The sequence below is a fragment of the Telluria sp. LT2P80 genome (assembly GCF_059685955.1).
The window spans coordinates 340,971-354,188 of sequence record NZ_JCASIO010000001.1 but is presented as its reverse complement, the minus strand read 5'-3'; the positions used below and the strand labels follow the sequence as shown (position 1 = coordinate 354,188).

The following is a 13,218-nucleotide window of genomic DNA, read 5'->3' as shown; positions in this document are numbered from 1 at the left end:
GGCGTGGATCTGAACCTGGCCGCCTGGCTGGTGGTGCTGCTTGCACTGGCCGCCGCCAATCTGCCGTTCATCAACGAGCGCCTTTTCGGGCTCGTGACGCTCCCCAGCCGCAAGCCGGCCGGGGAGCGCCGCACCAAGCCGTTCCCGGTGCGGTTGCTCGAGCTGATCGTCCTGTACTTCGTGGTGGGCTTCATTGCCCGCCTGCTCGAATCGCGCATCGGGTCGGTGGCCGTGCAGACCTGGGAGTTTCATGCCGTGACCGGGTGCCTGTTCCTGGTACTGGCGTTTCCCGGCTTCGTGATGCGGTATCTGCACAAGCCACGCAGGTAGAGATCGGGCGGTTCGCTTATGATGCTTCGTATCGCAGCCTCAACGATAAGGAGCACATAGTGTCGGAACTGAAAGAAACCCGCCTCGATGGCGGCGTCGTCTACGATGGTCACTTCCTGAAGGTCGAACGCGACCGCATTCGTCTGCCGGATGGCAAGGAAAGCCACCGCGAATTCATCCGCCACCCCGGCGCCGTTGTCATCCTCCCGCTACTGCCCGATGGGCGCATCCTGCTGGAACGCCAGTTCCGCTACCCGAACGGCAAGGTCTTCATCGAATTCCCGGCCGGTAAAATCGATCCGGGCGAAGACCACCTCGATTGCGCCAAACGTGAACTGGTCGAAGAGACCGGCTACACGGCTGCCAAGTGGCGCTTCGTCTGCACCATCCACAATGCCATCGCCTACTCGGACGAGCACCTCGAGATCTTCCTGGCCGAAGACCTGACGCACGGCGAGCAACGGCTCGACGCCGGCGAATTCCTCGAACTGTTCAGTGTCACGTTGCCCGAACTGCTCGAACTCGTGCGCCGTGGCGAGATCACCGACGTCAAGACGATCATCGGCACGTTCTGGCTCGAGAAGATCCTGGCCGGCGACTGGACCCCCGCCTGAACACGATGCAGCCCTGGTTGTTTTCAGCAGTACTAATCCTGTTGGCCTCGTCGGTGTCGGCGCAAACCCGCACGCCGCTGCAGGCGCGCTGCGAAGACACGATCGGCGAGAGCATCTCGGTGCTGTCGACGCGCGAGCAGGGCTTTCGCATCGACAACACGCGCTCGTATCATGACCTCACGCGCCTGATGCCCAGCGTGCGGCGCGGCTCGTGGGTGCTTGGCCTGACCCACACCGAAGCACGCGTGCGCATCAAGGTCGACGGGCGCATGCTGATCGACGCGGCGACGGGCTATGAATGCGTGGCGCCGCGCATTGACGTCAGTCTCGATTACGCGCCCATCGTTGTGTATGTGAGCCGTGAATTCCCGCCCGCATCGTGCGCCTACCGCGAAGTGCTGGCCCACGAAATGCGCCACCTGACGACCTACCAGACCTTCATGCCGAAAGCCGAAGCCACCGTGCGCGCCCGACTGGCGGCGCGCTTTGCCGGCAAGCCGCTGTACGCGCCCATCGGCCAGGCGCGGGGTCTGCTGCAGCGCGAGATCGACCGCAGCTGGATGCCCTACATTAAGGGTGAGATGGCGAAAGTGGAAGTGCTGCAGGGCGCGATCGATACGCCGCAGGAGTACGCCCGCCTGGGCAAGGTTTGTGCAGGTGAGGTACAGTCGTTGTTGAGACCTGCACGTCGTAATGGATGACAACCAGCTGTTGATGACAATGAACGAACAACCCGACGTAACCCGCCACGTGGCCCTGATTCCGGCCGCCGGTGTCGGCGCCCGCATGGCTGCCGGCAGTCCCAAGCAATACCTGCCGATCGGCGCCAAGCCCATGCTGCGCCACACGGTCGACGCCTTTCTATCCAGCCCGCTGATTGCGCACACCTATGTGGTTGTCAGCGCGGACGACCCGTTCATCGACACCGTGCTGCCGGACGCCAGCGATGACTCGAGCCGCGTGACGGTCCTTCGCTGCGGCGGCGCGACGCGCATGGAATCGATCCGCAACGGCTTGCACGCCGTGCGCGCCGCGCTGGCCGATACCGACCACGTTCTCGTGCACGACGCCGCGCGCCCCGGCCTGAACGCGGCGCTGATCGAACGCCTGATCACCGAGACAGGCGACCATCCGGCCGGCGGCCTGCTGGCCCTGCCGGTGGTGGATACCGTCAAGCGCAGGGGCGACGGCGGCCTTGCCACCGTCGATCGTGCCAACCTGTGGCTCGCCCAGACCCCGCAAATGTTTACCTACGCGCTGCTGTGCCGCGCGCTCGACGCGGCGACCGACCCTGCCGCGATCACCGACGACGCCAGCGCCGTGGAAGCTCTCGGCCTGGCCCCCAGGCTGGTCGAAGGGCACCCGCGCAATCTCAAAGTCACGCTGCCATCGGACATCCGCATCGCCGAGATGTACCTGGCCGCCGACGCCTCCATTTGACCAAGACAAGAAACGACCATCATGGCACTCGCATCCTACAATCCCACTCCACCGTTTCGCATCGGTACCGGCTATGACAACCACGCGCTCGTCGAAGGGCGCAAGCTCATCGTCGGCGGCGTGACGATCCCGCACCGCCTGGGCCTGCAAGGCCATTCGGATGCCGACGTGCTGCTGCACGCGATCATCGATTCGCTGCTGGGCGCGGCCGCGCTGGGCGACATCGGCAAGCACTTCCCGGACACCGACCCGATGTTCGCCGGCGCCGATTCGCGCACGCTGCTGCGCGAAGTGGGGCACCGCGTGCTGCAGTCCGGCTACACGATCGGCAATATCGACGCGACCATCATCGCGCAGCAACCGAAGATGGCACCGCACATCCCGCTGATGGTCTCGCGCATTGCCGAAGACCTGGGCGTCTCGCCGCAGCAGGTCAACATCAAGGCCAAGACCAACGAGAAGCTGGGCTATCTCGGACGCGAAGAAGGCATGGCTGCGCAATCGACCGCCTTGCTGATCCGCGCGCCAGCCGACTGATCCCCCGACGGATGGTTGCCCATGGCAGGGGTGGTGGCTCTATAATTGCCAAATGACAAACGCCTCCGCCCACCTGTCGCCGCGCGCGGCCTGGACCCTGATCCTGGTGGCCAGCGCCGTCATGATGATCACGACGGGGACGCGTCTCACGAGCGGCCTGTTCCTGTCGCCGCTGAACACGGCCACCGGCCTGGGCGTGGCCACGATCAGCTTCGTGATGGCGGTGGCGCAGCTGATGTGGGGCGTGGCGCAGCCGGTCTTTGGCGCCGTGGCCGACAAGTATGGTCCGGGCCGCGTCATCGCGCTGGGCGGCGTGATGCTGGCGGTCGGCACGGCCGCCACGCCGTTCGTCGGGTCCGAATGGGCGCTGCTGCTGACAATGGGTTTCCTGTCGGCGGCCGGAGCAGGGGCGGGCAGCTTCTCGATCCTGATCGGCGCCACGGCCCAGCGCCTGCCGCCCGAGCGCCGCGCGTTCGCGTCCGGCTTCATCAATGCCGGTGGCTCGTTCGGCCAGTTCGCGCTGGCCCCGCTGATGGGCGCGATCATCGCCGGCGCTGGCTGGATCGTGGCGATGCTCACGCTGGCGGCCACCGCGTTGCTGACCATTCCGCTGGCCTGGCCGCTGCGCCGCAAGCGCGCCGCCGTTGCGCCAGCATTGCCGACGGCAGCACCGGCAGCACCGGCAGCATCCACCATTGCCCTCGGCCAGCAACTGCGCCAGGCACTGCGCGACCGCAGCTACCTGTGCCTGCATGCAGGCTTCTTCACCTGCGGCTTTCACATCGCCTTTCTCGTCACCCACCTGCCAGGCGAAGTCGCCATGTGCGGCTTGCCGACGACCGTGTCGGCCACGGCGCTTGCGCTGATCGGGCTGTTCAACATCGCCGGCAGCCTGTCGGCTGGCATGCTGGGCTCGCGTTACCGGATGAAGTCGCTGCTATTCTGGATCTATGCGAGCCGCGTCGTCATCGTCGGCCTGTATCTGCTGGCGCCAAAGACGGCCTGGACCTTTTACATCTTCGCCGGCGCGCTGGGCTTTACCTGGCTGGCCACGGTGCCGCCAACCGCAGGGCTGGTGGGCAAGCTGTTTGGTGTGCGCTACCTGGCCACGCTGTTCGGCATGACCTTGCTGTCGCACCAGATCGGCGGCTTCTTCGGCGCCTGGCTGGGCGGACTGGCCGTCGTGCACACGGGTGACTACAGCTGGATGTGGTACGCCGACATGGCCCTGGCGGCGGCTGCCGCACTGATCAATCTGCCGATCCGCGAGGCGCATGTGGTGCGCGCACCCGCGCTGGCGAAGGCGTAACGATGGCGCGCGATGCATGGGCATACCGCGAGGTGGCGGTGGAGTCAAGGCTGGACTGGCGCGGCCGGCCGTGCATTTCGCCTGTCTCGGGGCAGGCGTTTTCAACGGGCATGCGGGTGCAATGTTCGCGCCGCCTGCTCGACCTGGCGCAGTACCCGCTTGGCACGGCGTTCCTGCTGTCGGTGCGCATCAGCGACCGCCAGGGCGGCGCGCCGTTCCTGTATGCCTGGCATGGCGACCCGGTGGTGGTCCTGACCAAGGCAGGGCGCAAGCGCTTCCTGCAGATGTACCGGCGCCTGCGCCTGTAACGGCCCAGCGTCGCAGTGAAAATGGGTATCATGAGAGATCGATAACACATCATGCATAATCAAAGGATCCCCATGACCACCAAGAAAATCGCCGTCCTCGTCGGCAGCCTGCGCAAGGAATCGTTCACCCGCCGCGTTGCCAACAGCCTCATCGCGGTGGCCCCGGACGGCTTTGAACTGACGATCGTCGAATTGCGCGACCTGCCGCTGTACAACGAGGACGACGAAACCGACACGCCGCCGCCGGCATTCACGGTGTTCCGCGAGGCGATTCAAAGCGCCGACGCCATCCTGTTCTGCACGCCCGAATACAACCGCTCGGTGCCAGGTTCGCTCAAGAACGCGATCGACGTCGGCTCGCGCCCGTATGGCAAGGCGGCGTTCGCCGACAAGCCATGCGCCGTGGTCAGCGTCTCGCCCGGCGCCCTGGGCGGCTTCGGCGCCAACCACCACCTGCGCCAGATGCTGCCGTTCCTGAACATGCCGACGATGCCGGCGCCAGAGGCCTATATCGGCGGCGTCGCCAGCAAGTACGAGGGCGACCGGCTGGTCGACGACAGCGCGCGCGCCTTCTTTGAAAAATTCATGGCCCCATTTGGCGCCTGGGTCACGCAGCACGCCCGATGAGCCGGGCGACTGACAGCCACGCCGTACCGACCGCGCCGCGCGATATGCCAACCCTGCTGGGCCGCCCGCCCGGCGGCTGGCGCGCGCGCATGTTCGACGTCATCTTCGGCACCGACACGCCGGCCGGGCGCCGCTTCGACCTCGCGCTGGTGGCGATCATCCTGCTCAGCATCCTCACCGTGGTGCTCGACAGCGTGCCTGCCATCGGCCGGCGCTACGCGGCGCAGATGTCGGTGCTCGAATGGACGTTCACGATCTTCTTCACGCTCGAGTACATCGCGCGTCTGGTCTGCGTCCAGCGCCCGATGCGCTATGCGCGCAGCTTCTATGGCGTGATCGATCTGGTCTCGGTGCTGCCGACCTGGATTTCACTGCTGGTCCCGGGCAGCCAGGTCTTTCTCGACGTGCGCATCCTGCGGCTGCTGCGCATCTTCCGCATCCTCAAGCTCACGCGTTATGTCGACGAGTACACGCGCCTGGGCGAGGCGCTGGTGGCCAGCAAGCGCAAGATCATGGTGTTCCTGTCGGTCGTGCTGATGCTGATCCTGATTCTCGGCACCGTGATGTACGTGGTCGAGGGCCCCGAAAGCGGCTTCACCAGCATCCCGATGGCGATGTACTGGGCCACCGTGACGATCACGACGGTCGGCTATGGCGACATCACGCCGCACACGCATCTGGGCAAGGCAATCGCGTCGTTCATGATGCTGCTCGGCTGGGGCATCCTGGCGGTGCCGACCGGGATCGTCAGCGCCGAGATGACGTCGCAGAAACTGGCGCGTCACGCGCCGCGCGGCGAACCCCGCAGCTGCAGCGCCTGCGGCAGCACGGGACACGATCCGCGCGCGCAGTTCTGCAAGGATTGCGGCGCCGGCCTGGCGGCAGACCAGGCCTGACGGCAGCGCATCAATCGAGCGTGATGTTCGCCTTCTTGATGACTTTGTTCCAGTAATCGAGCTCGCCCGTCACGAGGCTGGCGACGGCAGGCGGATTCAGGTAATGGATCTCGACGCCCTGTGCATCCGCCTGCTTTTTCGCTTCCGGCGTGTCCAGCGCGCCCTTCACGCCATTGGTCAATTGCGTGACGAGAGCGGGCGGTGTGCCCGCCGGCGCGAACAGGCCTACCCAGGCTTCGAGCGTGAACTCGGGATAGCCGGCTTCGGCCGTCGTCGGTATCTGCGGCAGCATCGGATGACGCGCCTTGCCGGCGATGGCCAGCGCCTTCAGTTTGCCGGACTGGACATGCTGCATCACCGACGGTGGCGTCGTGATGAACACGTGCACGCGCCCTGACAGCACGTCCGCGATTGCCTGGCCGGAACCCTTGTACGGGACGTGCAGCATATTCGTGCCGGTCTGCTGCTTGAACAGCTCGGTGCCGATATGCGACAGCGAACCGTTGCCCTGCGACGCGTAGCTGAATTTGCCGGGATTCTTTTTCAGGTACGCCACCAGTTCACCCAGCGTGTTGACCGGCAGGGACGGGTGCACGGCCACGACATTGGTCGCGGTGACCAGCAGCGCGACGGGCGTGAAATCCTTCGGTGCCCATGGCAGCTTCGTCATCAGGGACGGATTGGCAGTGTGATACGCCGAATACGACACCAGCAGCGTGGCGCCGTCCGGCGCCGAGCGGGCCACCGTCTGGTAGGCGATATTGCCGCTGCCGCCAGGCCGGTTGTCGACGACGACCGTGTGCTTGAGCAGCTGCCCGAGCGGTTGCGCGACCACGCGCGCGGCCGTGTCGACGACGCCACCGGGCGGGTTGGGAACGATCAGCGTGATCGGCTTGGATGGCAGCGATTGGGCAAGGGCTGTGGCTGAAGCGAGCAGCAGCAGGCTGCCGGCAAAGGTGCGAAGCATCGTACGTCTCCTGTGAATGTGTCTGTCATGACCCGCTCTCGGGGGCGGGCTTTGGGTGCAGCAAGGTACAAGCCAATGTACTGACTTATCGCCGGGCTGGCATTCGTATTATCGGTCGTGCAGTCTTCGCATTCCGCGAAGCCTTCGTCATCCGCGAAACGGGAATTGCCGATTCAGGGATTCCCTGGTCATCGCAATCCGGGCCACACTCGGTCCACCGGCAACGCCGCCGCAGAGCGGGCAGTGCCGGCAATCGAACGATCGCGATGGAGACGACTGATCATGGCAGACAAGCCAGGCGACACGCTATACGACACGCTGTATGACAAATTATGGGCACGGCACGAAGTGCATGTCGAGGACGACGGCACGACGCTGCTGTACGTCGACCGCCATCTGCTCAATGAAGTCATGAGCCCGCAGGCCTTCGAAGGCCTGCGCACGCACGGGCGCAAGGTCTGGCGCATCGCGTCGAACCTGGCCGTGGCCGACCACAATATTCCCACCACCGACCGCGCGGCCGGCATCGACGATCCCGTCTCGCGCCTGCAGGTGGAGACACTGACGAAAAATTGCGGCGAATTCGGGATCGACGAAATCGGCATGACGGACCGGCGCCAGGGCATCGTCCATGTGATCGGGCCGGAGCAGGGCGTCACGCTGCCGGGCCTCTCCGTCGTCTGTGGCGACAGCCACACGAGCACGCACGGCGCGTTTGCCTGCCTGGCATTCGGCATCGGTACGTCCGAGGTCGAACATGTGCTGGCGACCCAGTGCCTGCTCGGCAAGAAGTCGAAGAACCTGCTGGTGCGCTACGACGGCGTGCTGCCGCCCGGCGTGACGGCCAAGGACATGGCGCTGGCCATGATCGGCAAGATCGGCACCGCAGGCGCAACGGGCTATGCGATCGAGTATGCCGGCGCGGCAGTCACCGGCTTGTCGATGGAAGGTCGCATGACCTTGTGCAATATGACGGTGGAGGCAGGCGCGCGCTGCGGCATGATCGCAGTGGACGACAAGACGCTCGCCTACCTGGAGGGCCGGCCGGAAGCGCCGCGCGGTGCGCAATGGGAACGTGCCGTCGCGTACTGGCGTACCCTCGTGAGCGACCCTGGCGCCGTGTTCGATGCGGTGGTGACGATCGACGTGGCCACGATCAAGCCCCAGGTGACGTGGGGCACGTCGCCCGAGATGGTCACGACCGTCGACGGCGTGGTGCCCGATCCCGCGCACGAGCCGGACCCGACCCGGCGCGCCGGGATCGTGCACGCGCTGTCATACATGGGCCTGGCGCCCGGTACGCGCATCACCGACATCCATGTCGATGTCGTTTTCATCGGCTCGTGCACCAACTCGCGGATCGAGGATTTGCGCGCTGCCGCTGCCATCGTGCGCGGCCGGCAGGTCGCGCACAACGTGCAACTGGCGATGGTGGTGCCGGGCTCGGGGCTGGTCAAGCAGCAAGCCGAGAAAGAAGGGCTGGACGCCGTGTTCCGTCAGGCCGGCTTCGAATGGCGCGAGCCGGGCTGCTCGATGTGCCTGGGCATGAACGCCGACCAGCTGCAGCCCGGCCAGCGCGCGGCCTCGACCTCGAACCGCAATTTCGAAGGGCGGCAGGGCGCGGGCGGTCGCACGCACCTGGTCAGTCCGGAAATGGCAGCGGCCGCTGCCGTCATGGGGCATTTCGTTGATATCCGGGAGTGGTGCTGATGGAACAATTTACCGTACACGAAGGACTGGTCGTGCCGCTCGATCGCGGCAATGTCGATACCGACGCCATCGTCCCCAAACAGTTTCTGAAGTCGATCCGCCGCGCCGGTTTCGGTGTGAACCTGTTCGATGCCTGGCGCTATCTCGATACCGGCGAACCCGACCAGGACTGCAGCGGCCGGCCGCTCAACCCGGATTTCGTGCTGAACCAGCCGCGCTACCAGGGCGCCAGCATCCTGCTGGCGCGCCACAACTTTGGCTGCGGCAGTTCGCGCGAGCATGCGCCGTGGGCGCTGGCCGACTTTGGCATTCGCGTACTCATCGCACCGTCGTTTGCCGAGATTTTTTATAACAACTGCTTCAAGAACGGCTTGCTGCCGATCGTGCTCGCGGACCACGAGGTCGATGCGCTATTCACGGCATGTGATGCCACGCCCGGATTTTCGCTGAAGGTCGACCTGCCGGCGCAGACCGTCACCTGGCCGGGCGAAGCACGCGTCAGCCGGTTCGAGGTGGACCCGGCGCGCAAGGATCGCCTGCTGCATGGCCTCGACGATATCGCGCTGACGATCGGCCACGCCGACAAGATCAAGGCCTACGAGGCATGGCGCAGGAAGGAAGAAGACTGGGTGTTCTGAAGCGGCGCGCAACGACGCCGCCTGCTTGTGGCAAGATGCACGCTGTCCACCATGTCGGCCATCCAAGGAGAGTGCTGTTGAACTACGCGCGTTTTGATCTGGTCACGCTCAACTTGTTCATCGAGATTGCGCGCACCGGCAGCATCACGCGCGGCGCCCAGCAATCCAATCTCGCCGTCGCCGCAGCGAGCAAGCGTGTATCCGACCTGGAGGCGCATCTGGGCACCCGGCTGCTGTACCGCCACGCCAATGGCGTTACGCTGACCGAGGCGGGCCGCTCGTGTTTCCAGCATGCGCTCGGTATCCTGCAGGATGTCGACCGGATGTCGGGCGACCTGTCCGACTTTGCCGCGGGCGGCCGGGGCCAGGTGCGCATCTGGGCCAACACCTCCGCGGTCACGCAGTTCCTGCCGGACGACCTGACGCGTTTTCGGCGCGAGCATCCGGGCATCCGCGTCAGCCTGGAAGAGCGCAACAGCGGCGACGTGGTGGCGGCAGTGCGCGAGAACCGCGCCGACATCGGCCTGTTCGCTGACCGCACCGCCGTCGGCGATATCGACGTCTTCGATTACCGGCAGGACCGGCTGGTCCTGATCGTGTCGCACGATCATCCGCTGGCCACGTACGACAGCGTACGGCTGGCCGATGCGCTGGACTATGAATTCGTCAGCCTGTCCGAAGCGACGTCGCTGGCCGAGCGGCTGCGCACCGAATGCAGCCGCCTTGAAAAGCCATTGAAGCTCAGTATCCAGGTGCGCAGCTTCGACGCCGTCTGCCGCATGGTGATGGTGGGCCTGGGCATCGGCGTGCTGCCGCGCCTGGCCGCCGAACCCCACGTGCGCTCGATGGGCCTGAAGCTGATCACGCTGACCGACGACTGGGCCGAGCGCACGCTGCTGCTTGCGCTGCGCAGCACGCTGGCGCTGCCGGCCCCGGTCAGGTTGCTGGCCAGCTGTCTGAGCGCCGATGCGGCCCGCGCCATCAACGCGCCCTGAACGCACACCATTTCAATCCATTCACGAAAAAACCAACCCATGTCGATCCATTTCTATGAACCCCGTCAGGGCCACGGGCTGCCCCACGATCCCTTCAATGCCATCGTCGGCCCACGGCCCATTGGCTGGATCTCGTCGCTGAGCGCATCCGGCGTACGTAACCTGGCACCGTACAGCTTCTTCAACGCGTTCAACTACGTGCCGCCGATCGTCGGGTTTGCCAGCATCGGCGCCAAGGACACGCTGCGCAATGTGCAGGAGACGGGCGAATTCGTGTGGAATCTCGCAACCCGCCCATTGGCCGAGGCGATGAACGCGTCGTGCGCCGCCGTCGGCCCCGAGGTCGATGAATTCACGCTGGCCGGGCTGACGCCCACGCCGTCGCGCCTGGTCGCAGCGCCGCGCGTGGCCGAAAGCCCGGTCGCGTTCGAATGCAAGGTCACGCAGATCATCCAGTTGCAGCAGGTCAGCGGCGAGACGGTGCCGACCTGGCTCGTATTGGGCGAAGTGGTGGGCGTGCACATCGCGGCAGCGTCGCTGAAGAACGGCATCTACGACACGGCCACTGCCGGCCACATCCTGCGCGCGGGCGGGCCGGCGGATTACTTCTCGGTCGGGCCGGAACAGCTGTTCCAGATGCACCGGCCACGCTAGATAAAATCCGGTGCGCACCACGGTGGCGTGCGGCGCACCGGATTGGTGGTTTACGGCATGGCCGCGTGGTGGGCAAAGCGTGGTGCAGCGCGGCCCGGCAATGGTGCACTCGGGCGCGTCAGCGTGACCGCTGGCGGGGCAGCGGCGTCGCGTTCGAGCCAGTAATTGAATTGGCCGAAGCTCGGCAGGCCGCCTGCATCCTGGCCCTGGAAGAAGTCGCCCAGCATCTGGCGGTACGCTGCGCGGCGCGAAAAATCGTCGTGGCTCGCCGCGTAGCGCGCCGCAGCGGCGCGGAAGATTGCGCGCATCCGTTCGTCCGCATTGGTGCCGGTGGCCTCGCCCTTGCGTGGCCGGCCGCGCTTGATGCCGGCGGTGACGGCGCGGGTGCGGCCCGGTGCGCCCGAGTTGCCGTAGTCGGGCAGCAGCGCATCCGCCGTCTGGCCCCGTTCCCAGTAGCGGCGCAGGTAGCGCAGGATGCTGGACTTCGAGATGCCGTGCGCCGCAGCATACCCGGCCATCAGGATGGCGCGATCACGCGGCTGGTACAAGGCCTGGCGGTCGGCGTGCAGGGCGCGCACGGCCGACCAGGCCTTGGCCTGCAGGGCCAGATAGCCTTGCGGTACCGGCTCTTGCGGCGGCGCGGCCGCGAACGGATCGACCAGCAACCGGCGCACCCCGCCAGCGCGCAGTGCTTCCTCGAGTTCGTGCAACAGCACCGGCTCGGGCAGGGCCGCGTGGCTGCCCAGGCGGTACGTCCAGGCCAGCGCCTGTGAACGGTCGATCCACAGCACGCGGATCATATGGCCATGCATGCCCGTGTATTCGAGCACATCGTTTTGGGTAAACATCGACTTCTCCCGCAGTTCAGTGTGCTTTTATACATGCAAGGATCGGGCCAGCCCGGTTGACCGGCTGACCCGCCTTGATGCGACCACTTTTGGTGCGCGCCGAATGCCCGGGATGCGGCTTACTGCGGCACTGCGGTTCTCGTCACGGATCCGCTCGGCCGAACGGGGCGCGCTTGCCGCGCCAGTCCAAACAGCGGCCGCATGGGCGGCACGCGCCGCACCACCTCGTACAGCGCGAAGCTGCCGCAGGCGGTCAGGATCATCAACAGCACCGCTTCAAGGCCAGGCGCCAGCTGCAACGGCTTGAAGGCGTGCGCTATCGTGATGATCAGCGTCTGGTGCACGATATAGACGGGGAACACCGCGTCAGTCAGGTAGCGCCGGGCCGTCCCGTCACGGTTCAGGTGGCAGCGGGCGAAGCCGCAGGCAGCGATGATGGCGCTCCAGGCGCACAGCGCGTACACGAACCGCATGCCAGTGCGCCAGCGTTCGATGTCGTGCGGCGTCATGGTTTCGTGTGGCCCCAGCAGCCACAGCACGATCCCGACCCAGGCCGCCAGGGCGAGGCATAGCGCAGGCCAGCGCTGCGCCATCATCGTGGCCCAGATCCGTGGCGTGCGCGCCAGCAGCGCGCCGAGAACGAAGACGGGCAGGTAGGTGGCATGGTTGTACCAGTCGTTCGTCAGCGAATGGTCTTGCGGAAAACGGTCGAGCAACAGGATGCGCACCAGGCCCAGGAACACGACCGGCAGCAATATCAGGCGCCAGCCATCCAGCACGGCGCCGACCCGGCGCGCGAGCGCGGCGCTGCGTAGTTCTCCCAGCAGCGCCGCGCCGGCGGCGAGCACCACCGTGTAACACCATAGGTACAGCACGAACCACAGGTGGTTCCAGGTGGGCAGCGACAGGCAATCTTCGCGGCAGAAGCCGTCGTAGCCGACGATATACAGCCGCATGAATGCCAGGTAATCGCCCGTGTAGCCGAGTTTTTCGACGACTTCGAGATAGGGCTGCGGCGGCACGATCACGAGCATCCCGAACAACAGCGGCACCAAGAGGCGCAGGCTGCGCCGGCGCAGGAACATTCGCGGGCCCAGGCGCCCCAGCATGAAATGCGAGGCAACGCCGGCCACGAAGAACAGCAGCGTCAGGCGCCAGGGCGACGACAGCAGCATGAAGGGCTCGGCCGCTTCGCTGGCGTGCGGACTTTTCACGTGCCAGTCCCAGCTCACGTAATACATCCCCACGTGATACGCGATCAGCACGAAGAACGCCAGGATGCGTACCCAGTCGAGAAAGTACAGGCGCTCGCTGGTGGCAGGAACAGATGGCTGCATGGGGTGTC

Annotated in this window: 16 protein-coding genes; 13 read left to right on the top strand and 3 right to left on the bottom strand. The window is 65.8% G+C overall.

Annotated elements, in window-relative coordinates; all coding sequences use genetic code 11:
* The first annotated feature begins 3 nt into the window (after window positions 1–3).
* From AC56LW_RS01550 to AC56LW_RS01510, 9 genes are all read left to right on the top strand, one after another.
* A complete protein-coding gene (locus AC56LW_RS01550; RefSeq protein WP_499557171.1) occupies window positions 4–330 on the top strand; it encodes a DUF2818 family protein in 327 nt (108 codons plus the stop codon).
* 56 nt (window positions 331–386) lie between these two features.
* Window positions 387–944: an NUDIX domain-containing protein gene (locus AC56LW_RS01545; RefSeq protein ID WP_499632851.1), complete on the top strand. Its 558-nt coding sequence runs from the start codon at window positions 387–389 to the stop codon at window positions 942–944.
* 17 nt (window positions 945–961) lie between these two features.
* A complete protein-coding gene (locus tag AC56LW_RS01540) occupies window positions 962–1,645 on the top strand; it encodes a hypothetical protein (protein WP_499630974.1) in 684 nt (227 codons plus the stop codon).
* Entirely contained in the window at window positions 1,638–2,384 is a 747-nt protein-coding gene (ispD, locus tag AC56LW_RS01535) for a 2-C-methyl-D-erythritol 4-phosphate cytidylyltransferase (RefSeq protein ID WP_499630972.1), read from the top strand. Before AC56LW_RS01540 ends, ispD begins: the two co-directional genes overlap by 8 nt.
* A gap of 21 nt (window positions 2,385–2,405) precedes the next feature.
* Entirely contained in the window at window positions 2,406–2,921 is a 516-nt protein-coding gene (gene ispF / locus AC56LW_RS01530) for a 2-C-methyl-D-erythritol 2,4-cyclodiphosphate synthase (protein WP_258834881.1), read from the top strand.
* 52 nt (window positions 2,922–2,973) lie between these two features.
* Window positions 2,974–4,230, top strand: coding sequence for an MFS transporter (locus AC56LW_RS01525; protein ID WP_499630969.1), 1,257 nt, complete (start codon window positions 2,974–2,976; stop codon window positions 4,228–4,230).
* Window positions 4,231–4,232: 2 nt separating this feature from the next.
* Complete coding sequence (locus AC56LW_RS01520) at window positions 4,233–4,538, top strand: hypothetical protein (RefSeq protein WP_332531054.1); 306 nt, start codon at window positions 4,233–4,235, stop codon at window positions 4,536–4,538.
* A gap of 72 nt (window positions 4,539–4,610) precedes the next feature.
* Complete coding sequence (locus tag AC56LW_RS01515; protein ID WP_499630966.1) at window positions 4,611–5,165, top strand: NADPH-dependent FMN reductase; 555 nt, start codon at window positions 4,611–4,613, stop codon at window positions 5,163–5,165.
* On the top strand, window positions 5,162–6,061 hold the full coding sequence (locus AC56LW_RS01510; RefSeq protein ID WP_499630962.1) for an ion transporter: 900 nt from the start codon (window positions 5,162–5,164) through the stop codon (window positions 6,059–6,061). The genes AC56LW_RS01515 and AC56LW_RS01510 overlap by 4 nt, the downstream gene beginning before the upstream one ends.
* A gap of 10 nt (window positions 6,062–6,071) precedes the next feature.
* On the opposite strand, the gene AC56LW_RS01505 is transcribed toward AC56LW_RS01510, so the two are convergent.
* The gene (locus AC56LW_RS01505) at window positions 6,072–7,046 is read right to left on the bottom strand and encodes a Bug family tripartite tricarboxylate transporter substrate binding protein (RefSeq protein WP_499632848.1); all 975 of its coding nucleotides are present in this window, start codon (window positions 7,044–7,046) and stop codon (window positions 6,072–6,074) included.
* 264 nt (window positions 7,047–7,310) lie between these two features.
* Here AC56LW_RS01505 and leuC point away from each other — a divergent pair, with 264 nt between their 5' ends.
* From leuC to AC56LW_RS01485, 4 genes are all read left to right on the top strand, one after another.
* The gene (gene leuC / locus AC56LW_RS01500) at window positions 7,311–8,738 is read left to right on the top strand and encodes a 3-isopropylmalate dehydratase large subunit (protein WP_499630959.1); all 1,428 of its coding nucleotides are present in this window, start codon (window positions 7,311–7,313) and stop codon (window positions 8,736–8,738) included.
* Complete coding sequence (gene leuD / locus AC56LW_RS01495) at window positions 8,738–9,376, top strand: 3-isopropylmalate dehydratase small subunit (RefSeq protein ID WP_499630956.1); 639 nt, start codon at window positions 8,738–8,740, stop codon at window positions 9,374–9,376. Before leuC ends, leuD begins: the two co-directional genes overlap by 1 nt.
* Window positions 9,377–9,453: 77 nt before the next feature.
* Window positions 9,454–10,371, top strand: a complete 918-nt coding sequence (locus AC56LW_RS01490; protein ID WP_332531060.1) for a LysR substrate-binding domain-containing protein — start codon at window positions 9,454–9,456, stop codon at window positions 10,369–10,371.
* 39 nt (window positions 10,372–10,410) lie between these two features.
* Window positions 10,411–11,025 (top strand): flavin reductase family protein, encoded by a 615-nt coding sequence (locus AC56LW_RS01485; protein WP_499630952.1) that lies wholly within the window; start codon window positions 10,411–10,413, stop codon window positions 11,023–11,025.
* Between the two features lie 50 nt (window positions 11,026–11,075).
* Here the strand turns inward: AC56LW_RS01485 and AC56LW_RS01480 are convergent, their stop codons facing one another.
* Window positions 11,076–11,873: a hypothetical protein gene (locus tag AC56LW_RS01480; RefSeq protein WP_499630949.1), complete on the bottom strand. Its 798-nt coding sequence runs from the start codon at window positions 11,871–11,873 to the stop codon at window positions 11,076–11,078.
* Between the two features lie 119 nt (window positions 11,874–11,992).
* Window positions 11,993–13,210: an acyltransferase family protein gene (locus AC56LW_RS01475; RefSeq protein WP_499630946.1), complete on the bottom strand. Its 1,218-nt coding sequence runs from the start codon at window positions 13,208–13,210 to the stop codon at window positions 11,993–11,995.
* Window positions 13,211–13,218: the final 8 nt, after the last annotated feature.